The 22,143-nt window shown below is 66.0% G+C and carries 18 protein-coding genes; 13 read left to right on the top strand and 5 right to left on the bottom strand.

Going from position 1 to position 22,143, the window contains the following annotated elements:
• Positions 1-318: 318 nt before the first annotated feature.
• Complete coding sequence (gene acnA / locus HNS03_RS24525; protein WP_367198678.1) at positions 319-3,018, bottom strand: aconitate hydratase AcnA; 2,700 nt, start codon at positions 3,016-3,018, stop codon at positions 319-321.
• 348 nt (positions 3,019-3,366) lie between these two features.
• Here acnA and ccmA point away from each other — a divergent pair, with 348 nt between their 5' ends.
• The 7 genes from ccmA (at position 3,367) to HNS03_RS24490 (ending at position 7,824) form a co-directional block, all read left to right on the top strand.
• The gene (gene ccmA, locus HNS03_RS24520) at positions 3,367-3,969 is read left to right on the top strand and encodes a heme ABC exporter ATP-binding protein CcmA (RefSeq protein ID WP_367198677.1); all 603 of its coding nucleotides are present in this window, start codon (positions 3,367-3,369) and stop codon (positions 3,967-3,969) included.
• 8 nt (positions 3,970-3,977) lie between these two features.
• On the top strand, positions 3,978-4,637 hold the full coding sequence (gene ccmB, locus HNS03_RS24515) for a heme exporter protein CcmB (RefSeq protein ID WP_367198680.1): 660 nt from the start codon (positions 3,978-3,980) through the stop codon (positions 4,635-4,637).
• 137 nt (positions 4,638-4,774) lie between these two features.
• Entirely contained in the window at positions 4,775-5,545 is a 771-nt protein-coding gene (locus tag HNS03_RS24510; protein ID WP_367198676.1) for a heme ABC transporter permease, read from the top strand.
• Positions 5,545-5,718, top strand: a complete 174-nt coding sequence (gene ccmD / locus HNS03_RS24505) for a heme exporter protein CcmD (RefSeq protein ID WP_367198675.1) — start codon at positions 5,545-5,547, stop codon at positions 5,716-5,718. Before HNS03_RS24510 ends, ccmD begins: the two co-directional genes overlap by 1 nt.
• Positions 5,715-6,344 (top strand): DsbE family thiol:disulfide interchange protein, encoded by a 630-nt coding sequence (locus HNS03_RS24500; protein ID WP_367198674.1) that lies wholly within the window; start codon positions 5,715-5,717, stop codon positions 6,342-6,344. The genes ccmD and HNS03_RS24500 overlap by 4 nt, the downstream gene beginning before the upstream one ends.
• A gap of 33 nt (positions 6,345-6,377) precedes the next feature.
• A complete protein-coding gene (locus HNS03_RS24495; protein WP_367198673.1) occupies positions 6,378-6,935 on the top strand; it encodes an NUDIX domain-containing protein in 558 nt (185 codons plus the stop codon).
• A 109-nt stretch (positions 6,936-7,044) separates the two neighbouring features.
• On the top strand, positions 7,045-7,824 hold the full coding sequence (locus HNS03_RS24490) for a DUF1223 domain-containing protein (protein ID WP_367198672.1): 780 nt from the start codon (positions 7,045-7,047) through the stop codon (positions 7,822-7,824).
• A gap of 296 nt (positions 7,825-8,120) precedes the next feature.
• On the opposite strand, the gene HNS03_RS24485 is transcribed toward HNS03_RS24490, so the two are convergent.
• The gene (locus HNS03_RS24485; RefSeq protein ID WP_367198671.1) at positions 8,121-8,678 is read right to left on the bottom strand and encodes a DUF924 family protein; all 558 of its coding nucleotides are present in this window, start codon (positions 8,676-8,678) and stop codon (positions 8,121-8,123) included.
• Between the two features lie 190 nt (positions 8,679-8,868).
• Here HNS03_RS24485 and HNS03_RS24480 point away from each other — a divergent pair, with 190 nt between their 5' ends.
• On the top strand, positions 8,869-9,147 hold the full coding sequence (locus tag HNS03_RS24480; RefSeq protein ID WP_367198670.1) for a sulfurtransferase TusA family protein: 279 nt from the start codon (positions 8,869-8,871) through the stop codon (positions 9,145-9,147).
• 1 nt (position 9,148) lies between these two features.
• Here the strand turns inward: HNS03_RS24480 and HNS03_RS24475 are convergent, their stop codons facing one another.
• The gene (locus HNS03_RS24475) at positions 9,149-10,348 is read right to left on the bottom strand and encodes a GTP-binding protein (protein ID WP_367198669.1); all 1,200 of its coding nucleotides are present in this window, start codon (positions 10,346-10,348) and stop codon (positions 9,149-9,151) included.
• Positions 10,345-11,838 carry a D-alanyl-D-alanine carboxypeptidase family protein gene (locus HNS03_RS24470; RefSeq protein WP_367198668.1) on the bottom strand — a complete coding sequence of 498 codons (1,494 nt, stop codon included), beginning with the start codon at positions 11,836-11,838 and terminating at the stop codon, positions 10,345-10,347. Before HNS03_RS24470 ends, HNS03_RS24475 begins: the two co-directional genes overlap by 4 nt.
• A 195-nt stretch (positions 11,839-12,033) precedes the next feature.
• Here HNS03_RS24470 and HNS03_RS24465 point away from each other — a divergent pair, with 195 nt between their 5' ends.
• Positions 12,034-12,309 (top strand): BolA family protein, encoded by a 276-nt coding sequence (locus tag HNS03_RS24465; RefSeq protein ID WP_367198667.1) that lies wholly within the window; start codon positions 12,034-12,036, stop codon positions 12,307-12,309.
• Positions 12,310-12,323: 14 nt separating this feature from the next.
• Here HNS03_RS24465 and HNS03_RS24460 read toward each other — a convergent pair whose 3' ends face one another.
• The gene (locus HNS03_RS24460) at positions 12,324-13,097 is read right to left on the bottom strand and encodes a WecB/TagA/CpsF family glycosyltransferase (protein ID WP_367198666.1); all 774 of its coding nucleotides are present in this window, start codon (positions 13,095-13,097) and stop codon (positions 12,324-12,326) included.
• 315 nt (positions 13,098-13,412) lie between these two features.
• On the opposite strand from HNS03_RS24460, the gene HNS03_RS24455 reads away from it, so the two are divergent.
• From HNS03_RS24455 to metH, 4 genes are all read left to right on the top strand, one after another.
• A complete protein-coding gene (locus tag HNS03_RS24455; RefSeq protein ID WP_367198665.1) occupies positions 13,413-15,485 on the top strand; it encodes a GumC family protein in 2,073 nt (690 codons plus the stop codon).
• 466 nt (positions 15,486-15,951) lie between these two features.
• Entirely contained in the window at positions 15,952-16,965 is a 1,014-nt protein-coding gene (locus HNS03_RS24450; protein ID WP_367198679.1) for an ArsR/SmtB family transcription factor, read from the top strand.
• Complete coding sequence (gene metF, locus HNS03_RS24445) at positions 16,962-17,873, top strand: methylenetetrahydrofolate reductase [NAD(P)H] (RefSeq protein ID WP_367198664.1); 912 nt, start codon at positions 16,962-16,964, stop codon at positions 17,871-17,873. The genes HNS03_RS24450 and metF overlap by 4 nt, the downstream gene beginning before the upstream one ends.
• A gap of 105 nt (positions 17,874-17,978) precedes the next feature.
• On the top strand, positions 17,979-21,707 hold the full coding sequence (gene metH, locus HNS03_RS24440; protein WP_367198663.1) for a methionine synthase: 3,729 nt from the start codon (positions 17,979-17,981) through the stop codon (positions 21,705-21,707).
• Positions 21,708-22,143: the final 436 nt, after the last annotated feature.

Raw genomic sequence — 22,143 nt, 5'->3', positions numbered from 1 at the left:
GGACGGAAAACCGGTTCCCACTTTTCCTGGGATTTCGCGCAGCCAGCGCGCGACCGCGCGCCGGCCCTTATGGGGCCGCCCACGCGGAGCCGCGAGCAACGCGAGCTGGCGTGAGCGCTAATTTTTTAACCGCAAATCCCGGACGGAAAACCGGTTCCCACTTTTCCTGGGATTTCGCGCAGCCAGCGCGCGACCGCGCGCCGGCCCTTATGGGGCCCGCCCACGCGGAGCCGCGAGCAACGCGAGCTGGCGTGAGCGCTAATTTTTTAACCGCAAATCCCGGACGGAAAACCGGTTCCCACTTTTCCTGGGATTTGCTTAAGCGGCTTCGGCCAGGTTCCGCAGCACGTAGTGCAGGATGCCGCCGTTCTCGAAGTAGTCCATCTCGTCGGCGGTATCGATCCGGCAGAGCAGCGGCACCTCGAGGGTCTCGCCATCGGCCTTGGTGATCTTGGCCGTCAGGACGGCCCGCGGCTTGATGCCGCCGGCGAGCCCGGAGATCGTGACCGTCTCGTCGCCCTTCAGGCCGAGGCTCTGCCAGGTGTCGCCCTCGTTGTTGAAGACGAGCGGCAGCACGCCCATGCCGACCAGGTTGGAGCGGTGGATGCGCTCGAACGATTCCGCGATCACCGCCCGCACGCCGAGAAGCCGAGTGCCCTTGGCCGCCCAGTCGCGCGAGGAGCCCGTGCCGTACTCCTTGCCGGCGAACACCACGAGCGGCACGCCTTCGTCGCGGTAGCGCATGGCCGCATCGTAGATCGCGAGCTGGTCGCCGGAGGGGTAGTGGATCGTCACGCCGCCTTCGACGCCCGGCACCATCTGGTTCTTGATGCGGATGTTGGCGAACGTACCGCGCATCATGACTTCGTGGTTGCCGCGGCGCGACCCGTAGGAGTTGAAGTCCTTCACCTCCACGCCGTGCTCGATCAGGTAACGGCCCGCCGGGCTGTCCTTCTTGATGGAGCCGGCCGGCGAGATGTGGTCGGTCGTGATGGAATCGCCGAACAGGCCCATCACCCGCGCGCCCTCGATATCGGTGACGGGATCGGGGGTCATGGTCATGCCCTCGAAATAGGGCGGGTTCTGCACGTAGGTCGACTTGGCGTTCCAGGAGTAGGTGAGCGACCCGCCTTCGACATTGATCGACTGCCAGTGCTCGTCGCCCTTGAAGACGTCGCCGTAGCGGGTCTCGAACATCTTCTCGTTGATGTCGGTGCGGACGATCTCCGCGATCTCCTTGGAGGACGGCCAGATGTCCTTCAGGTAGACCGGGTTGCCGTCGGCATCGGTGCCGAGCGCGTCCTTGGTGATGTCGACCAGCAGCGAGCCGGCAATGGCGTAAGCCACCACCAGCGGCGGCGAGGCGAGATAGTTCGCCCGCACGTCCGGGTTCACGCGGCCTTCGAAGTTGCGGTTGCCCGACAGCACCGAGCAGGCGACCAGGTCGGCCTCGGCGATGGTCTTGGAGATTTCCTCCGGCAGCGGGCCGGAATTGCCGATGCAGGTGGTGCAGCCGTAGCCGACCAGGTTGAAGCCGAGCTGGTCGAGATCGTCCTGCAGGTTCGCCTTGGCGAGATAGTCGGTCACGATCTTGGAGCCGGGGGCGAGCGAGGTCTTCACCCAGGGCTTGACGCGCAGGCCCTTGGCGATCGCGTTGCGGGCGACCAGGCCGGCGGCGACCATCACGCTCGGGTTGGAGGTGTTGGTGCACGAGGTGATCGCGGCGATCACCACGTCGCCGTTGCCGAGATCGTGGTCACGGCCGGCGACCGGCGCGCGCTTGCCGAGCTCGCTGCCCTTCTTCCACTCGCTCTCCATCGCCTGCTCGAACGCCGGCTTGGCGTCGGAAAGCGCGATGCGGTCCTGCGGGCGCTTCGGGCCGGCGATGGAGGGCACCACCTCGCCTAGGTCGAGGGCGAGCGTGTCGGTGAACTCCGGATCCGGCGTGTCGTCGGTGCGGAACAGGCCCTGGGCCTTGGTGTAGGCCTCCACCAACTCCACACGGCCCGGGTCGCGGCCGGTCTCGTGGAGATATTTCAGCGTTTCCGAATCGACCGGGAAGAAGCCGCACGTCGCGCCGTATTCTGGCGCCATGTTGGCGATGGTGGCGCGGTCCTCAAGGCTCATGGAGGACAGGCCCGGCCCGTAGAATTCGACGAACTTGCCGACCACGCCCTTCTTGCGCAGCATCTGGGTGACGGTTAGCACCAGGTCGGTCGCCGTCACGCCTTCATTCAGGGTGCCGGTGAGCTTGAAGCCGATCACCTCGGGAATGAGCATGGAGATCGGCTGGCCGAGCATGGCGGCTTCCGCCTCGATGCCGCCGACGCCCCAGCCGAGCACGGCCAGGCCGTTGATCATGGTGGTGTGGGAATCGGTGCCGACCAGGGAGTCCGGGTAGGCTACGTCGGCTCCGTTCTCCGAGCGTGTCCAGACCGTCTGGCCGAGATATTCCAGGTTCACCTGGTGGCAGATGCCGGTTCCCGGCGGCACCACGCGGAAGTTGTCGAACGCGCCCTGACCCCATTTCAGGAACTCGTAGCGCTCGTTGTTGCGCTTGTATTCCAGGTCCACGTTGGTTTCGAACGCCATGGCGTTGCCGAAGGCGTCGACCATCACGGAGTGGTCGATGACCAGGTCGACCGGCACCAGCGGGTTGATCTTGGTCGGGTCGGTGTTGAGGTTCGTGGCTGCGTCGCGCATGGCGGCCAGGTCGACCACGGCCGGAACGCCGGTGAAGTCCTGCATCAGGACGCGCGACGGCCGGAACGCGATTTCACGCGAGGAACGCTTTTCCTTCAGCCATTCCGGCATCGCCTTGATGTCGTCGGCGGTGACGCTGCGACCGTCTTCGTAGCGCAGCAGGTTCTCCATCAGAACCTTAAGCGAAAACGGAAGGCGGTCGATTCCGTCCAGGCCAGCCTTCTCCGCGTCGGGGAGGCTGTAATAGACGTAGTTGCGATTGCCGACCTGGAGGTCTTTGCGAGACTTGAAGCTGTCGAGCGGGGATTCGGTCACGGCGTTACCTTCGGTTTGCGAAACAACGGCCCGGCCCTCTCCGCGTCGGGGTCTGTCAGTCTCGACAGATCCCAAGGCACGACGCGGGCGCGGACACTTCATGCGCCATCGGCCAGGAGGAGCGATCGCGGCGCACTCGGGTCGGCAAGGGCGGATAAGCGGCCCGCCGGCCTCCAGTTGCGTGCCCTATACCCAATTTTGTAGACCGGTTCCAGATCAGCAATCATTGCACGAGGTGCGCGTGTGGTGGCAATGTTCGCCGCCCCTTTCCGCGCGACCCCATTTCATCCGCTCATGCCGGCCCTTCTTTCGCCCTTGTCGTCCTTTGATAGCGTCGCGCGCCTCCAGGTGCGAGACCTGACCGTCGATCGCGGCGGCCGGCGGGTTCTGGACGGGCTTTCTCTTGATGTGGCGGCCGGCGAGGGGCTTGCGGTCACCGGGCAGAACGGCACCGGCAAGTCGACGCTCCTGCGGGTTCTGGCCGGGCTCCTGAAGCCGACCGGCGGAGAGCTGACCTTCGTCGGCGCCGATCCGGAGCGCTCGATCGGGGCCTTCAGCCACTATGTCGGGCACCTCGATGCGGTGAAGTCCCAGGAGACCGTTTCGGAGACCATGGCGTTCTGGGCGACCTGGCTCGGCGGCGCCGCCGATATCGATGCGATCGAAGACGCGCTGGTACCGCTGGAGCTCGACCATCTGATCGAGCTGCCGACGGCCTTCCTGTCCGCCGGCCAGAAGCGCCGGCTCGCGCTCTCCCGCCTTAATGTCGCCCGCCGCCCGATCTGGCTGCTCGACGAACCCACCAGCGCGCTCGACGTGGCCTCGGAAGGACGATTTGCCGCGATGATGGACGCCCATCTGGATGCCGGCGGTCTAATCGTGGCGGCCACCCATGCGCCTCTCGGCGTTTCGCGGCTTTCCGCCTTTCCGCTCACTTTCGGGGAGGGCTGATGCGCGCGCTGGCCGCTCTCTTCGCCCGCGACCTTCGGCTGGCGGTCAAGGTTGGGGGCGGGGCGCCCATGGGTGTCCTGTTCTTCCTGGTTGTCGTGGCGCTGATGCCGTTTTCGATCGGCCCCGACTTGCCGCTGTTGGCGCGCATCGGTCCGGCGGTCCTTTGGATCGGCGCGTTGCTGGCGACGCTGCTGGGGCTCGATCGGATGTTCCAGGCGGACCGGGACGATGGCAGCCTGGACGTGCTCCTTGCCGGCGACCAACCGTTGGAGCTGGTGGTGTTGGTGAAGGGGCTTGCCCATTGGGTCGCGACCAGCCTGCCGCTGGTCGTTGCCGCTCCGTTCATGGGCCTTTTGCTGAATATGAGCGGGCTCGCCATCGGCGCCGTGACCGCGACGCTTCTGGTCGGAACGCCGTCGTTGACGCTGATCGGCATGATCGGCGCTGCGCTTACGGTCTCGCTCAGGCGAGGTGGCGTGTTGATCGCGATCCTGGTGTTGCCGCTCACGGTGCCGACGCTGGTATTCGGGGTCGGCGCGGTTCTGGGGGCGGTGACCGATCCGGCGCCGTTCCTGTCGCCGTTCCTGGTGCTGTGCGCGCTAACCTTGGTTGCTTTCGTCGTGGGGCCGATCGCGGCGGCGGCGGCACTGCGGCAATCCCAGGGGTGACGTGGATCATGGTGGTACTAACGTTGACAGGGTTTTGTCCGCGCGTCCGCCGCTCCGGGGGCGAGCCGACGGGCGGCAGGCTTGACGCGACCGCAGCAAAGTCGCACCTCGTAGTTGGACAGTTGTGAGAAGAGCCGTTGGCCAACGTATCCACTGCCTCCCAGTCGCCGATTCAGTCGCTCGCCAACCCGACCCGGTTCGTGGCGCTCGCCGACCGGCTGTTGCCGTGGCTGATCGCGCTGACGGTCGCGCTGTTTGCCGTGGGGCTCTATCTCTCTTTTTTCGAGGCGCCGGCCGACTACCAGCAGGGTCAGACCGTGCGGATCATGTTCGTGCACGTTCCGGCGGCGTGGATCGGCATGTTCGCCTATGTGGTGATGGCTTCTGCCGCGCTCGGCAATCTGGTCTGGAAACATCCTCTCGCCGACGTCGCCGCCAAGGCCGCCGCGCCGATCGGGGCCGTGTTCACGTTGATTTGTCTGGTGACAGGATCGCTGTGGGGCCGGCCCATGTGGGGCGCTTGGTGGGTCTGGGACGCGCGGCTCACCTCGATGTTGGTGCTGTTCTTGATGTATCTCGGCCTGATTGCGCTCTGGCACACGATCGAGGATCCGATTCGCGCCGGACGTATCGCCTCGGTGCTGATCCTGGTCGGGGTGATCAACATTCCTATCATCAAATTCTCCGTCGACTGGTGGTACACGCTGCATCAGCCGGCGAGCGTGTTTCGCTTCGACGGGCCCACCATCCACGTGACCATGCTCATTCCTCTGTTGGTGATGGCGGCGGCGTTCATGGCGCTGTTCGCGGTGCTGCATCTTCTCTCGATGAAGAACGAGATCCTGCGGCGCCGAATCCGGGCGATCGGCATGCGCGCGGCCTATGAAGGCCGGCGGGGAGGCGCCTGATGGGCGATCCGCATCTGGGCTTCATCGTTGCCGCCTATGCCGTCACCGTGGCCGTGATCGCGGTCCTGATCGGCTGGATTTTGCTCGATGGCCGGCGACTGAAGCGCCAGCTCGCCCGCCTGGAAGCGCGGGGGTATGGCGGCCGGCGGGCGCGGGCGGGAGGCGGCAAATGACGAGCGCTGACACCACGCCGGAAGACGGCGAGCCACGGCGACGTCGCCCCTGGCTTCTTGTCGTACCCCTGATCCTGTTCGTGGCGCTTGCGGGCGTGTTTCTGGTCCGCCTGGTCTCCGGCGACGATCCTTCCAAGATCCCGTCTGCCCTGATCGGCAAATCCGCGCCTGCGACGACATTGCCCCCGCTTCCCGGGCTCATGCATGACGGGGCGCCGGTGCCGGGCCTCGATCCGGCGGATTTCCAGGGCCGGGTTACCTTGGTCAACGTGTTTGCGTCCTGGTGCGCGCCGTGCCGGGTCGAGCATCACATGCTGGTGACGCTCTCGGAGGACGAAGGCGTCCGGCTGGTCGGAATCGACTACAAGGACGAGACGGAGAATGCGTTGCGCTTCCTGGGCACGTTCGGCAATCCGTTCGACGCCGTGGGTGTGGATGCCGACGGGCGGGCCGCGATCGAATGGGGCGTTTACGGCGTGCCGGAAACCTTCGTGGTCGGGCCGGACGGTAAAATCCGCTACAAGTTCGTCGGTCCGTTGGACGACGAAGCGCTTGACGGTGCGTTCGGTGCGGCGATCGCCGCCGCCAAGGCGGATGCGGCGAAAGCCGGAGCTGCGGGCAGTTGATCTGAGCGCGGCTCCCGCTTCATTGTGTCGGCCATGAGCGAGAACGATCAGGACCCCCACTTTCGCTATCTCACGCCCGAAGGGGACACCCTGGAGCGGGCCGTGTGTCAGCGGTGCGGCTTCATCGCCTACGAAAATCCCAAGGTGGTGGCGGGATCCGTGGTGCGGTCGGGCGACAAATATCTGCTTTGCCGGCGGGCGATCGACCCGCGCAAAGGCTTCTGGACGATTCCGGCGGGCTATCTGGAGCTCAACGAATCGCCGGCCGAGGGGGCGGCCCGCGAGGCGCAGGAGGAAGCCTGCGCGGAGATCCGGCTAAGGTCGCTTCTGGCCGTCTACACGATCCACCGCCTGTCCCAGGTGCAGCTCATCTACCGTGCCGAGCTGTCGGGACCGTTCGCCGCCGGATCGGAAAGCCTGGAGGTTGCGCTGTTCGATTGGACCGAGATCCCGTGGCGGGAGATTGCCTTTCCTTCCGTGGTATGGGCGCTTACGCATGACAGGGAGGCTGAAACCGCAGGCCTCGCCGCGCCGTTTACCAATCCGATCGGCGATAAGGGCGATCTCTCCGCCTTCGTCACCCGAGCGTGACTCGCTATTGAAGGGCGGTGTTCTTAGGATCGCAACCACTGCTTCAGCGGGGAGCCGACGGTTTCGTCGCCTGCGCCCCTGGCGAGGCAACTGGGGAAGCAACACCATCATGCTCCGACACAAAGCCGCACTTTTCGTCGGTTGCGCGCTCCTCGCCGGCTCGGTCACGGCCCACGCCGAGTCCGCCTATGTCGGGCGGCCCGTCGTGGAGCTGTTCACCAGCCAGGGCTGTTCCTCATGTCCGCCCGCCGATCGGCTGGTCGGGCGGCTTGCCGAGGAGGGGCGCGTGATCGCGCTGACCTATCCGGTTACCTTGTGGGATTATCTCGGCTGGACGGACACGCTCGCCACCCGCGAAAACAGCGAGCGGCAGTTCGCCTATTCCCAGGCGCGGGGCGACGGGGCGATCTACACCCCGCAAATCGTCGTTAACGGGCGTGAGGACGTAGTCGGCAACAAAGAAGCCGACGTCCTCAGGGAGCTCGACCGGCAACGGGCGACCGGCGGTTTCCCCTCCGTCGAGGTCGATGCCGTCCGCCAAGGCGGCGTCCTGCATGTCCAGGTCCATGCCGCTGGCGGCTACAGCGGTAAGCAGGCGACCATCTGGCTTGGCCACGTTCTGCGCGAAGTGCCGGTCGCCATCGATCGCGGCGAGAATTCCGGCCGCAAGATCGTCTATCACAACGTCGTTCAGTCGCTGCGTCCGATCGGCATGTGGTCGGGCAAGGAAGTTGAGATCGACCTGCCGGTCAACGAGCTCGCTCGGGATGGCGAGTCGGCTTGCGTCGTGTTGGTTCAGCTCGACGGCAAGGAGGGGCCCGGTCCGATCGTCGGCGCGGCGATGGCGTCGTGGCCGCTTACCCGCGCCAACGCGCTGGTTCGGGAGTAGTTTGCTCGCCTCCGCGCAAGCGCGAGTGTTTTTCTATTTTCGCTCACGCCAGCTCGCTTCGCTCGCGGCTCCGCGGGGGCGGGCTTCGCAAATCCCAGGAAAAGTGCGAAGCGGTTTTCCGTCCGGGATTTGCGGGCAAGAGAACAAATCCCAGGAAAAGTGCGAAGCGGTTTTCCGTCCGGGATTTGCGGGCAAGAGAACAAATCCCAGGAAAAGTGCGGAGCGACTTCCCGTCCGGGATTTGCGGGCAAGAGAACAAATCCCAGGAAAAGTGCGAAGCGGTTTTCCGTCTGGCCTCAGCCTGAAAAGCCGCCGGTGTCGAGATAGGCCCGTTCGGCCTCGCTGGTGGTGCGGCCCAGGACCCGGTTTCGGTGCGGGAAGCGTCCGAACCGGCGCACCGCGTCGTAGTGGACCAGGGCATAGAAGTAGGTGGTCTGATCGCCGGTCACCCGGTAGAGGTCGAGCGAGCGCTCCTGCGCGCTCAGGTCCTCCGCGTGCATGAACGGCAGGTAGAAGAAGCCCTTGGCGGGCATCGGATAGGCCCTGTCGAACCCCCGAGCGAGAGCGGTTTCCGCGATCGCAAGCGCTTTCGGGTCGGTTGCGAAGGCCCCAGCCGTGTCGCGATAGAGGTTGCGCGGCAACTGGTCGAGCAGCAGCAGAAGGGCGAGCGCCCCCGGCGCCGTGACTGCCCAGCCGTCCAGCTCGCCGGTGGCGGCGCGCTTCTGCAGCTCCCGAAAACGCCGGCACGCGTCATCGAATTCGGGGTCGGCGCTGAACCAGGCGGCCGGTCCGGCCGTCCACCAGAAGTCCAGCAGGGCGAGGGCGTCGGCCGGTAAAGGGGGCGTCTCGGTCATGGAGGTCTCGCAAAACAGGGACTTGCTCAAGGACTTGAATCTGGAGCCATTTCTTATTGCTCGGAAGTTTCCCTTTGAGCGGAAGAGGCTCTGTGTCGCCGCTATCATGGCGGTTCGGCCGCGCCCGGCAAGGCCTGGCGATCGGGCCATTGACGGCGCCGGTCTGGCATGGCCCTGTCGCGGGATGGATATGAGACAGACCGAAGCCGAAGCTCCCTCCGGCGAAACCCTTCTCGATCTCAAGGGCCTGAACTGCCCGATGCCGGTGCTTCGGCTTGCCAAGGCGATCCGCGGCGCCGCGCCGGGCACCCGCTTTCGTGTGCTCGCCACCGATCCGCTGGCCGCGCTCGATATTGCCCATTTCTGCCAGACCAAGGGGCATACGCTGATCAGCAGCGAGGACGATGACGGCGTCGGCAGTTATGTCGTTGCAGCCGGAACGGGTTCCCCCGAGATCAACAGCCTCTAGGTTACCCTTTGCCCATCCCTGGGATCGCGAGGGGATTGTCGGTGAGGGCGGCACTGTCCGGCGTGTCGACCGACGGCGTGCCCGTGAAGGCGTCGAACAGGCGCCGGACGAAGCCCTCCGGCAAATCGTCGACGATGAACACCAGCCTGGAAGTGCGCGGTCCGGGCGGCCATTCGGGAAGCCGCGCGGGTGGATGCAGCACGTGCTGCACCGCATGCAGAACCAAGGGGCGCTCGGGATCGTCGGCGAGCTTCACGATTCCCTTGACCCGAAGAAGCTTCGGGCCGTGGCTCGCCATCAGGAGATCCAGAAACATGTCGAGCGCACCGGTCGCGATCGGTCGGTCGGTCTCAAGCGTGAAGGCGCGAATCCGGTCGGAGTGACGGTTCACCGGGTGGTCATGATCGTGGTCATGGTGATCATGCGCGTGATGATGCCCCTCATGCCCCCCATGATCATGGGCGTGCCCGTGGTCATGATCGTGGTTCTCGCCGAGCCATGCGGCCACGTTGGCGCGCTTGGTCTCCGGGTCGTAGAGCCCGAGCCCAAGTAGGGCGGCGGGCGTCGCCTCGCCCTTGGCGGCATCGAGCACCTTGGCGAGCGGGTTGATCGTCGACAGCCGCTCCTTGAGGGCGGCGAGGCTCGGATCGTCCGGCGCCATCAGGTCGGTCTTGGAGAGCACGATCCGATCGGCGACGCCGACTTGCGCCATCGCCTCCTCGTGGGCGTCCAGCGTGGCCATGCCGTTGACCGCATCGAGCAGCGTGACGACCCCGTCGAGCCGGAAACGCTGCACCAGATAGGGATGCAGCATGACGGCGTGCAGGATCGGCGCGGGATGGGCGAGCCCGGTGGTTTCGATCACCACCCGCGACAGCCGGTCGAGCCGGCCGTTGTCGAGCCGGCGCAGGAGGTCTTCCAGCGTGGAAACCAGCTCGCCGCGCACGGTGCAGCACAGGCAGCCCGACGACAGCTCGATGACGTCGTCGGCGACATTGGAGACCAGGAGATGGTCGAGCGGAATGTCCCCGAATTCGTTGACGATGACGGCGGCGTCGGCGAGCTCGGGGGCGGATAGGAGCCGGTTGAGCAGGGTCGTTTTGCCGGCCCCCAGAAAGCCCGTGATCACCGTGAGCGGGATCGGTTCCCGGCGCCGCTTGGGGTGCGGGTCATCTGCCGTGTCGAGGTCGAGGGGCGTCATTGCGTCGGCTTCGGCCGCGGAACCAGCGACAGGCCGGTCGCTGCGGAAGCGGTCTCGGTTTCCGTCTCATCCTCCGGCGCATCGCCGCCGACAGTTGCCAGCTCCATCGGCGCAGTGGCGTCCGCCTCCGCGCCGACCGGGGCAGCCTTCTGGCCGGCCGACCGCCGAACGCTGTCGGCGAGTGCCAGCACTTCGGCCGGATCGATCCGCTCGGCGTTCGGGACCAGAGTGAACAACGGCCGCGGTTTGGGCACCGGGATGATGGCGGATGCCACGGAGGGCTGTTCGCCGGAACCGGGCGCCACGCCGACAGGCGGCCCTTCGGCGCCACCCATGAAAATCTCCGTCGGCGGCGCGACCTTCAGGCCGGTGCGCAGATAGGAGATCACCTGGCCGCCGGAGTCGTTCAACATCACCGGCTCCCGTCCGCCGGCCATCACCTTTTCGAACGGATTGCGGCTATCGGCGGCGTAGGCGGTGGCCAGGCCTTCCTCTTCGGCCTCCTCGAACGAGATCACGTTGGCGCGGTTGGAATAGGCTGTCTTCGGTCGCGTCCGTCCGCACACGATCGGCCTCAGATCGACCGGCCGGCCCGCAGTGACCGGCAGCTTGCGCAGATCGTTGAGGTCCTTGCGCTTGCCGGAAAAAAGGCCGGTGCGGGAGCGGAAGCCCATCTCGAGATATTTTGCCGTCTCCTCGTCGCGTTCGCGCGAGGTGTAGCCGCCTAGCACGATCGCGCCGATTTCTCGTCCGCCGCGCTTGGCGGTCGCCGCCAGATTGAAGCCGGAGGCGCAGATGAAGCCGGTCTTCATGCCCGTGGTGCCGGGGAAGCGCGTGACCAGATGGTTGTGGTTCTTGTAGGTCTTCGGGCCGAGCTTCAGCGCGGTGATCTGGAACAGGCTGTCATACTCGGGAAATTCCTTGCGGATCTGCGAGACCAGAAGCGCCATGTCGCGCGCCGAAGAGACGTGGTTGGCATCGGGCAGGCCATGCGGGTTGGTCCAGTTCGACTGGGTCATGCCCAGGCGGCGGGACTCCCGGTTCATCGCCCGAATGAAGTCGGCCTCCGATCCCGAAACAGATTCGGCCAGTGCGACGGCGACATCGTTGGCGGACTTCACCATCAAGATTTTCAAGGCGGTCTCGATGGTGATCACGCTGCCGACGGGGAAGCCCATCTTGCTGGGCGGTTCGCGCCGGGCATTCTCGCTCATCACCACCGGCGATTTCATGGTGATGCGGCCATCTTCCACCGCGCGGAAGGTGACGTAGGCCGTCATCAGCTTGGTCAGCGAGGCGGGAAACCACGGTTTGGTCGCGTTGTGTTCGTCCAGGATCACGCCGGACTGGAGATCGAACACCAGGTAGGAGCCGATCTCCGCGCGTGCGGGCGCGACGGCCACGCATCCCGCGGCCACAACTGTGGCCGCCAGAAGGAACGCACTCGCGGCGTTGCGTATCCGGCGAAACGGCGCTACGCGGTTGAGCAACTGACTGCTCCTCGTTGGGGAGTTGGCCTAAAGCTTCGGATCGCAAGCCAGAGTCATAGCCGATCACGGCGGCTGGCAGCAAGAATCCGTTAATATTTGGGGTTAGGACGGACGGCGCCCCTTACAGCCTCTAGACGATCCAACCCGGTTCCAGCCGCCCGAATATCCCCATGGACATGGCAAAAGGAGGGCAGCATGCCTGCTGTTCGCGAGGTCTTGGAAACGAAATTGCGCGCCGCGCTCAATCCTGTTGCGGTTGAGGTCGTCGACGAATCGCATCTTCATGCCGGTCATGCCAGCGCGCCGGCCGGCGGCGAGAGCCATTTTCGGGTGCGCATCGTCTCGGATGCGTTCGTCGGCAAGACCCGTGTCGACCGCCATCGATTGGTGAACCAGATCCTGAAGGACGACCTCGACGACCGCGTGCATGCGCTGGCCCTCAAGACGCTGACGCCGGACGAGGCTCGGTAGGGCGCGGCCTGCTCTCAGCCGCTGCGCCGCGCTCTCTGGTCCGCCCGGTGAGCGGCCATGAGCTGCGGCAAGAGCCAGATGATGCGGCCATAGCGCGGGGCAAGGCGGCGCGGCTCCTGCAGCGTTCGCCAGACCCATTCCAAACCTCCGCGCTGCATCCACGCCGGCGCGCGGGCCACGTCGCCGGACAGGAAGTCGAGTCCGGCCCCGATGCACAGCACCACTCCGCAGTCGAATCGGTTGCGGTAGCGGGTTGCGTAGATCTCCTGGGTGGGCGCGCTCAGGGCGAGAAATACGATGTCGGCCCCGGAGGCGGCGACGGCGTCGGCCGCCTCGGCCTGGGCCGCGGAGTCGTCGCGAAATCCGAAGGGCGGGGCGAGGTGCCCGGCCACCTTCAGGCCCGGGACGCGAGCCTTCAGTGCGGTTTCGGCGGCGACGAGGCGGGCTTCGGTCGAGCCCAGGAAAAAGATGGAGAGGCCGGCTTGCGCCGCGGCTCGGCAGACCGGTTCGATCAGTTCGGATCCGGCGACGCGGGCGGGAAGCGGCGTTCCCTCCAGCCGCGAGAGCCAGACAAAGGGCATGCCGTCGGCGACGATCAGGTCGGCGTCCTCGTACGCGGCCCGGAAATCCGGCTCGTGGCGAAGCTTCACGACATGGTCGAGATTCGGGGTCACCACGATATGGGCCGGCCGGCTGCGCGCCCAATCCAGGATCTGGGCCACCGCCGCCTCGTGATCGACCATTGCGACGTCGAGGCCGAAGAGGCGGGCCGTTTCAGGCGTTTGCATTGCGAAGGAGCCGAGACAAGGGAGAAAGCGGGACAACGAGACCAACGGGTTTGACGGCCAAACCGCGCCAGTCAACCGCGCCATAAAGACATGGTTAATTGAATTCTGACAAGGCTACTCCGTGAAGGGTGCATGGCGGGGACGCTCGTGCATTCCGGAGCCGCTACCGTCTTCCGTGCGCGACCAAGAGGGCGCAAGGTTGCCGGGCGGCTGTTGGCGCATGAGGGGTTGTCCGGGGCACGGATGGCAGAGACGACCGAATATCGCAGAGGGTTCGGGGGCTCCGCGACGCCATCGCCGGCAACGGAAGCGTCATTGAACAACCCGTTGTTCTGGCTGTTGCGCGTCCTTTGGCAGCGGCGCTTTATGATCGTTGCGATCACGACCGTCGGCGCCATCGCGAGTGTCGCCGTGGCGCTCTCCCTGCCCAAAAGCTACCAGGCCTCCGCGCTGGTGGAGATCGATCCCCAGCAGGAGCAGGTCGTTGGCGACAGTGCTGCGGCGAACCGGGGATGGATCGCGCCCGAGGCGCTGACGGAGACCGAAATCCAGGTCATCGGCTCGCAAGCCAATCTATGGCAGGTCATCGGGGACCTGGAGCTGGAATACAATCCGGCGTTCAATCCCGCGCTTGAAAGCGAGGACGGGCTCATGTCGCGGCTGAGGCCGTCGTCGGAGCCTTCAAAAGGGGTGTCGCCGGATCGGCTGCGCACCGAGATGGTGCGGGCCCTGCGGCGCAGCCTCTCCGTCGATCGCGTGGGCCAGTCCAGCGTGGTCAGCGTCACCTATGAATCGCGTTCGCCGCAGCTTTCCGCCGAGATCGCCAACGCCGTCGTCGACGTCTACCTGCAGGGCGAAGTCGCCAACAGCCGCCGGCTGGCCCAGGACAGTCTGGGGTTGCTGCGCGAGCGGCTCGACAATCTCCGCAAGGACGTGGACGCTCGCGAGCAGGCGGTGGAGGACTGGCGCCGGGAATCGGGCATGGCCGAAGGGGCCTCGTCCAGCCTTCTGCGCGAACGGATCACTCAGCTCAGCACCGAACTGGGCATTGCCCAGGCCGCGCTGGCGGAGGCCAAGGCGGAAAGCGGCGGTGCCGGGCGCACGTTGGAGCAGGAGTCGATCGATCCGAAGGTGATCGATTCGGTTCTGATCCAGCGGCTGATCGAACGCGAGGCGAACGAGGCGCGCGATGTTGCCGAGCTGGAGGCGCTCTATCAGCCTTCGCATCCCAGGCTGATTGCCGCGCGCGCCTCGCTGGAAACGCTGCGCCAGGCGATCCGGACGGAGACGCGGAAGATCTCCCAGAGCCTCGGCCGCAACGAACAGATTCAGACCGATCGGGTGGCCGGCCTGCAGCAGGACGTCGACGGACTGCGCGAAGAGCTCGCCAAGCAGCGCGAGGCGGAAATCCGGCTGAGGGCGCTGGAGCAGGAGGCGGAAGCCGCGCGCGGCGTCTATGAAACCTTCCTGGCACGTCAGAACGAGGTGCAGAGCCGCTTTGGTCTGGAGCGCCCTTCCGCGCGCGTGGTCGCCAAGGCGACGCCGCCGATCGATGCGAGCGCACCGAACAAGCCGGTGATCGCCGTTGCCGGAACCATGTTCTCCGGCTTCCTGGCGGCTGCGCTCGCCATCGGCCTGGCGTTGATGCAGCGTACCGTCAGCGGGGCGGTGGACGTGGAAGAGCTCATCGGCGTGCCGCCGCTGGCGGAGCTGCCCCGCGTTTCGAGCCCGCGCGGCGAGCCGTTCCGGCCGGTGCGCACGGTCATCGAAGCACCCAACAGCTCCTACGCCGAGGCGCTCCGGGCGCTGAGGGTGTCGCTCTTGATTGGCCGTGACATGGGGCGGGCGATCGGGGTGCTCGTCGCTTCGGGCGACGACGGCGAGGGAAAAACGACGGTCGCCGCCTCGCTGGCCCGCGCGGCGGCGCTTTCCGGTGACCGGGTGCTCCTGATCGATTGCGATTTCGACACTCCGACCATCCATACCCTGTTCAGCGGCCATGATGCCGTCGGGATCGCCAACGTGCTCCTGGACAAGGCCGACAGCGAGCGGGCGATCCAGATCGACCGCCAGACGCCGGCGCTGTTCATGTCCTGCGGCGAAACCGAGGGGGCGGGAGCCGAAATCTACCGCTCGCCCGCCTGGTCGGAGGTCATGTTCCTGTTGGGCGACCATCTCGACCTGGTGATCCTGGACGCGCCGTCGCTCGCGCGCGTTCCCGATGCGCGCTTTCTGGCCGGCGTGGTCGACGTCACTCTGGTGGTGACCCGCGCCAAGCAGACCAGCCGCGAGGCGATGCGGGCGACGGTGCAGCAGCTCCAAATGCCCGGTTCGGTGGCGGAGACGGCGATCCTCCTGAACGACGTCCCCAATGGCGGGTCGTCATAGGGCGATCCTCTCCGGCCACTCGGCTGTCTTTTCCCTGATCTGTCTTCAGACTTGGAGCGGGACGCGGGCGGACAACCGGTTCCGTCTTGTCCCGCTCGTGTTTTGCGCACCTGTGATGCGCAAGACGTTTGCGCACCGCATTCGGGCGCGCAATGCGCGGAAGCCAGTTGCGCAGTGCGCACTGCGCAAAGACGGGGGATATCGCCCACTCCCCTGGGGAGCCGGGCGCTTGTTTCGCTGCTTTCCTTCTCGACATTATAAGGACGCCGACTTTCCGTCGGAGGCGGCGAGCGCCAGGATTTCCGCCGAATTTTCGTCGTGGATGGCTGTCCTGTCGGTCGGTGGGAAATTTCCTCGCCAAAAAGGGGAGGGGGTTGCAGTCCATCACTTCAACGTATAAAGATATCTTTATATCGACGTTCAGTGATCGGAACGGATTGTGGTATCGGAAGGGTCGCCGGAGATGATGGTAGACAGTGTGATCGGGCTTGATGCGCTGGTCGCCAGTCTGCGCGCTGCAGGCGAGCCGACCCGGCTCAGGATTCTGGCGCTCCTGGCGGGTGCCGACCTGACGGTGAAGGATCTGACCACGATTCTTGGCCAGAGCCAGCCGCGGATTTCGCGGCATCTGAAGCTTCTGACCGATGCCGGCCTGATCCTGCGGGCGCCGGAAGGGGCGTGGGCCTATTACCGGCTGACCGAGGACGACGCCGGCGCGCGGCTCACGGACCAGCTTTTGATGCAGCTCGATCCGGCGGATCCGACACTGGCACGCGATCGCGAGCGGCTTGCTGCCGTTCAGCGCGCCCATGCGGAAGCGGCGGCCGCCTACTTTGCGGCCAACGCCCATGCCTGGGATGCGATCCGCTCGTTGCATGTGCCCGAGGACGCCGTGGAAGCGGCGATGCGCCGTCTGGTCGGCCCCAAGCCGTTCCAGACCATGCTCGACCTCGGGACCGGCACCGGCCGGATCTTGGAGCTGTTCGCGGATCTGTTCGACCGCGGACTTGGGATCGACGCGAGCGCGGCAATGTTGTCGGTCGCCCGCGTCAACCTCGCCAAGGCGGGGGTTGCGAATGTGCGGGTGCGCCAGGGCGATATCTTCGCGTTGCCGGTCCCGCCGGAATCCTACGATCTCGTCTCGCTGCATCAGGTGCTCCACTACCTGGAGGACCCGGCCGGGGCGATCGAGGAGGCCGCGCGTGCGGTGCGCCCCGGTGGGCGGCTGCTCGTGGTGGACTTCGCGCCTCACGACCTGGAGTTCCTGCGCGCCGAGCATGCCCATCGCCGGCTCGGCTTCTCGCACGATCAAGTGTCCGGCTGGCTCGCCCAGGCGGGCCTGGACACGGTCGTGGTCGAGGACCTTACGCCCGAGCGGGCATCGCCCGCCGATTTGACTGTCACCCTCTGGCTCGGCCGCGACCGGCGCACGCTCGTCGCCGACGGCACAGCCACAGAAAGACTGGAGACCATCGGATGACCGAGACGTCCATTCTCAGCCACCCCGCGGCCGACCAGCCTCGTATCGCGGCCTCCTTCGAGTTCTTCCCGCCGAAGAATCAGGCGATGGAGGACACCCTGTGGACCACGGTCCAGCGGCTGGAGCCCTTGGCGCCCCATTTCGTCTCGGTGACCTATGGTGCCGGCGGTTCGACCCGCGAGCGCACCCACCGCACGGTGAAACGCATCGTCGATGAGACCTCGCTTCGCCCGGCGGCGCACCTGACCTGCGTCGGGGCCACGCGCGCGGAAGTGGACGAGGTGATCCGCGACTATTGGGATGCAGGCATCCGCCACATCGTGGCGCTGCGCGGCGATCCGCCGGCCGGCGCCGGCACGGCCTATGCGCCGCATCCGGGCGGCTATGCCAACGGTGCGGATCTCACCGCCGGTATCCGCCGGATCGCGGACTTCGAGGTCTCGGTCTCGGCCTATCCCGAGCGTCATCCCGACAGCGCGGACTGGGACGAGGACATCGACAATCTGAAGCGCAAGGCCGATGCGGGCGCGACCCGGGCCGTCACCCAGTTCTTCTTCGACAACGATCTGTTCGAAGCCTATCTGGAACGGGTCGCCAAGGCCGGCATCACGCTGCCGATCGTGCCGGGCATCCTGCCGATCCACAATTTCCAGCAGGTGACGCGCTTCGCCGGTTCCTGCGGCGCCTCGGTGCCGCGCGAGCTCGCGCGCCGGTTCGAAGGCCTGGAAGACGATGCCGACACCCGGCGGCTGGTCGCCGCTGCCGTTGCGGCCGAGCAGGTGCTGGACCTTGAAAGCCGCGGCATCTCCGACTTCCACTTCTACACCATGAACCGGTGGGAGCTGGTCTACGCGCTCTGCCATCTCTTGGGCATGCGCGGCGAGAACGACGTGTCTCAGGCCGCCTGAGCGGCGGTCGCTTCCCCGCTTTTCCGACACATTTGCCGATACTGCGTCCCGCCGCTGCCTCCGGCGCGGCGGACAACCCGCTACGAACCAAAGGATACCTTCACAATGGCGCTTCGCCGGTCCGACACATTCGACCGTTTCCGAGCTGCCGCGGCGGATCGCATCCTCGTGCTCGACGGGGCGATGGGGACGATGATCCAGGACCTCAAGCTCGACGAGGCCGCCTTCCGGGGCGAGCGCTTCGCCGATTGGGGCCACGACCTGAAAGGCAACAACGATCTTCTGATCCTGACCCAAGGCGAGGCGATCAAGAAGATCCATAAGGCCTATCTTGAGGCCGGTGCGGACATCGTCGCCACCAACACCTTTTCCTCCACCACGATCGCCCAGGCCGACTACGGCATGGAGGAGATCGCGGTCGAGATGAACCGCGAGGGCGCCCGGCTCGCGCGCGAGGCCGCCGACGAGGTGGCCGCCGAGACCGGCCGGCCGCGTTTCGTGGCGGGCGCGATCGGCCCGACCAACCGGACCGCGTCCATCTCGCCGGACGTGAACGATCCCGGCTACCGCGCCGTCACCTTCGACGACCTGGCCAAGGCCTATGGCGATGCCGCGCGCGCCCTGATCGAGGGCGGCGCCGACATCGTGCTGTTGGAGACGATCTTCGACACGCTGAACGCCAAGGCGGCGATTTACGCGCTGGAAGAGATCTTCGAGGAGATCGGATATCGGGTTCCGGTGATGATTTCCGGCACCATCACCGATCTGTCCGGTCGCACGCTGTCGGGCCAGACGCCGACGGCGTTCTGGAATTCGTTGCGCCATGCGGCGCCGCTGACCATCGGCCTCAACTGCGCGCTCGGCGCCAAGGAGATGCGCGCGCACATCTCCGAGCTCTCCTCCGTCGCCGATACGCTGGTCTGCGCCTATCCCAATGCCGGCCTGCCGAACGAGCTCGGGGAGTATGACGAGAGCCCCGAGGCGATGGCGAAGCAGCTCGACGACTTCGCCCGCTCCGGGCTGGTCAACGTGATCGGCGGTTGCTGCGGCACTACGCCGGGCCACATCGCAGCGTTGGCCGAGGTCGCGGCGATCCACAAGCCGCGGACCATCCCGACGATCACGCCGTTGATGCGGCTTTCCGGCCTGGAGCCGTTCACGCTCACCGAGGACATTCCGTTCGTGAACGTGGGCGAGCGCACCAACGTCACCGGTTCGGCCCGCTTCCGCAAGCTGATCAAGGAGGGCGACTACCCGACCGCGCTCGAGGTCGCTCGCGATCAGGTGGAGAACGGCGCCCAGGTCATCGACGTCAACATGGACGAGGGCCTGCTCGATTCCGAACAGGCGATGGTCACCTTCCTGAACCTGGTTGCCGCCGAACCCGACATCGCGCGGGTGCCGATCATGGTCGACTCGTCGAAGTGGACCGTCATCGAGGCCGGCCTGAAGTGCGTGCAGGGCAAGGCGATCGTGAACTCGATCTCGCTGAAGGAAGGCGAGGAGGCGTTCGTCGCCCAGGCGGAAAAGGTCCGCCGCTATGGCGCGGCCGTCGTGGTGATGGCGTTCGACGAGACCGGCCAGGCCGATACCTACGAGCGCAAGACGGAGATCTGCGCCCGCTCCTACAAGATCCTGACCGAAAAGGTCGGCATCGCGCCGGAAGACATCGTCTTCGACCCGAACATTTTCGCGGTGGCGACCGGCATCGAGGAGCACAACAACTACGGCAACGACTTCATCGAGGCGACCGGCTGGATCCGCGAGAACCTGCCGCATGCGCACATCTCCGGCGGCGTGTCGAACCTGTCCTTCTCGTTCCGCGGCAACGAGCCCGTGCGCGAGGCGATGCACTCCGTGTTCCTGTACCATGCCATCAGCAAGGGCATGGACATGGGCATCGTGAATGCCGGTCAGCTCGCGGTTTACGACGATCTCGATCCGGAGCTGCGCGAGCTGTGCGAGGACGTTGTCCTCAACCGGCGCGAGGACGGCACGGACCGTCTGCTGGAGGCCGCTGAACGCTACAAGGGCGACGGCGGCAAGAAGCGGGTGGAGAACCTCGCCTGGCGCGAGGAGGCGGTCGAGAAGCGGCTGGAGCACGCCCTGGTCCACGGCATCACCGACTATATCGACGAGGATGTCGAGGAGGCGCGCGCCCGCGCTGAGCGGCCGCTGCACGTCATCGAAGGCCCGCTGATGACCGGCATGAACGTGGTCGGCGACCTGTTCGGCGCCGGCAAGATGTTCCTGCCCCAGGTGGTGAAGTCCGCCCGCGTTATGAAGAAGGCGGTCGCCTACCTCATGCCGTACATGGAAAAGGAAAAGGAAGAGCTCGGCATCGACGAAAACTCGAATGCCGGCAAGATCCTGATGGCCACCGTCAAGGGCGACGTCCACGACATCGGCAAGAACATCGTCGGCGTGGTGCTGCAGTGTAACAACTTCGAGGTCATCGACCTCGGCGTGATGGTGCCGTCCCAGAAGATCCTGGAAACGGCCAAGGCCGAGAAGGTCGACATCATCGGGCTCTCCGGCCTGATCACGCCGTCCTTGGACGAGATGTGTAACGTCGCCAGCGAGCTGGAGCGCGAAGGCTTCGACGTGCCGCTTCTGATCGGCGGTGCCACCACCTCCAAGGTGCACACCGCGGTCAAGATCCATCCGAACTACCACCGCGGCCAGGCGATCTACGTCACCGACGCCTCGCGCGCCGTCGGCGTCTGCTCCAAGCTGATGTCGGCCAACCGCAACGACTATTTCAACGAGGTCCGCTCCGACTACGAGAAGGCGGCGGACTCCTATTCGCGCGGCCAGTCGTCGAAGAAGCGGCTGGCGCTTTCCGATGCGCGCGCCAAGCGCGTGACGGGCGACTGGCAGTCCGGCCAGCCGGCGCGGCCGTCCTTCCTCGGCACCAAGGCGTTTGAGAACTATCCGCTGGAGAAGCTGGTCGACTATATCGACTGGACGCCGTTCCTGGCGGCCTGGGAGATCAAGGGTACCTATCCGCAGATCCTGGACGATCCGAAGGCCGGTCCAGCGGCGCGGGCGCTGATCGAAGATGCCCGGGCGATGCTGGACAAGATGGTTGCGGAGAAGTGGCTTCGGGCCAACGCGGTGGTGGGCTTCTGGCCGGCGGGTGCCGACGGCGACGACATCTGCGTTTTCGAAGACGAGGCGCGGACCAAGAAGATCGCCACGCTGCACACCCTGCGCCAGCAGATCGCCCGCGACCGCGACCGGCCGAACGCAGCGCTGTCGGACTTCATCGCCCCCTTGGAGACCGGTGTGCCGGACTATATCGGCGGCTTCTGCGTGACCGCCGGTCTCGGCGAGGAGGAGGTCGCCGCGCACTTCGACAAGGCGCACGACGACTACAACAAGATCCTGTCGCAGTCGCTGGCCGATCGGCTGGCGGAGGCCTTCGCCGAGCACATGCACGAGCACGTGCGGCGCGAGCTCTGGGGCTATGCCCCCGACGAGGATCTCTCGCCCGCCGACCTGATCGGCGAGAAGTATCAGGGCATCCGCCCTGCGCCCGGCTATCCGGCCCAGCCCGACCACACCGAGAAGGCGACCTTGTTTAAGCTGCTCGATGCGGAGGCCGCGACCGGCGTGAAGCTGACGGAGTCCTACGCCATGTGGCCGGCGTCCTCGGTCTCCGGGCTCTACTTCGCCCGGCCGGAGAGCTTCTATTTCGGCGTCGGCAAGATCGAGCGCGACCAGATCGAGGATTACGCCGCCCGCAAGGGCTGGAGCGTGGAGGAGGCGGAGCGCTGGCTTGCGCCGATCCTGAACTACCAGCCCGGCGCGATGAAGGAAGCGGCGGAGTAGGTTTTACTCGCCTCACGCCGAGTTCGCTCCGCTCACCGGCTCCGGCCGGGCGGCCTGACCGGCCGGCGGGCAGTCGCCCGCTGGCTTCGCGCCAGGAAAAGTGGGAACCGGTTTTCCGTCCGGCTTTGCGTTGAAAGAAATGAAGGCCCGCTTCCGAAAAGGAGGCGGGCTTTTTTGCTCCCCGCTCATGCCGGTGAAGGCCGGCATCCAGGAGCGGCACGACGGTCGCCTGAGGTCATCGCCCTGGGGTCCGGCTTCCGCCGGAATGAGTGGCGTTAATTGCTGCGCTCGCGGGACCCAACCTTCTCCGCTTGTGTGTTTGATTTGTGGTTTGCTTGAGCGTCGGAAGGCGTGGCGAGGCCTCCCGACGCGGTCAGGCGGCCGTCACTCCGCGGGTCGTGTCTGTCGTGACGCGACCGAGGATGAGTTTGGCCCT

It is taken from the genome of Amorphus sp. 3PC139-8 (genome assembly GCF_040750475.1).
Lineage (GTDB): Bacteria > Pseudomonadota > Alphaproteobacteria > Rhizobiales > Amorphaceae > Amorphus.
The sequence above is the reverse complement of the archived record's forward strand: the minus strand, read 5'-3'. Positions and strand labels throughout refer to the sequence as shown.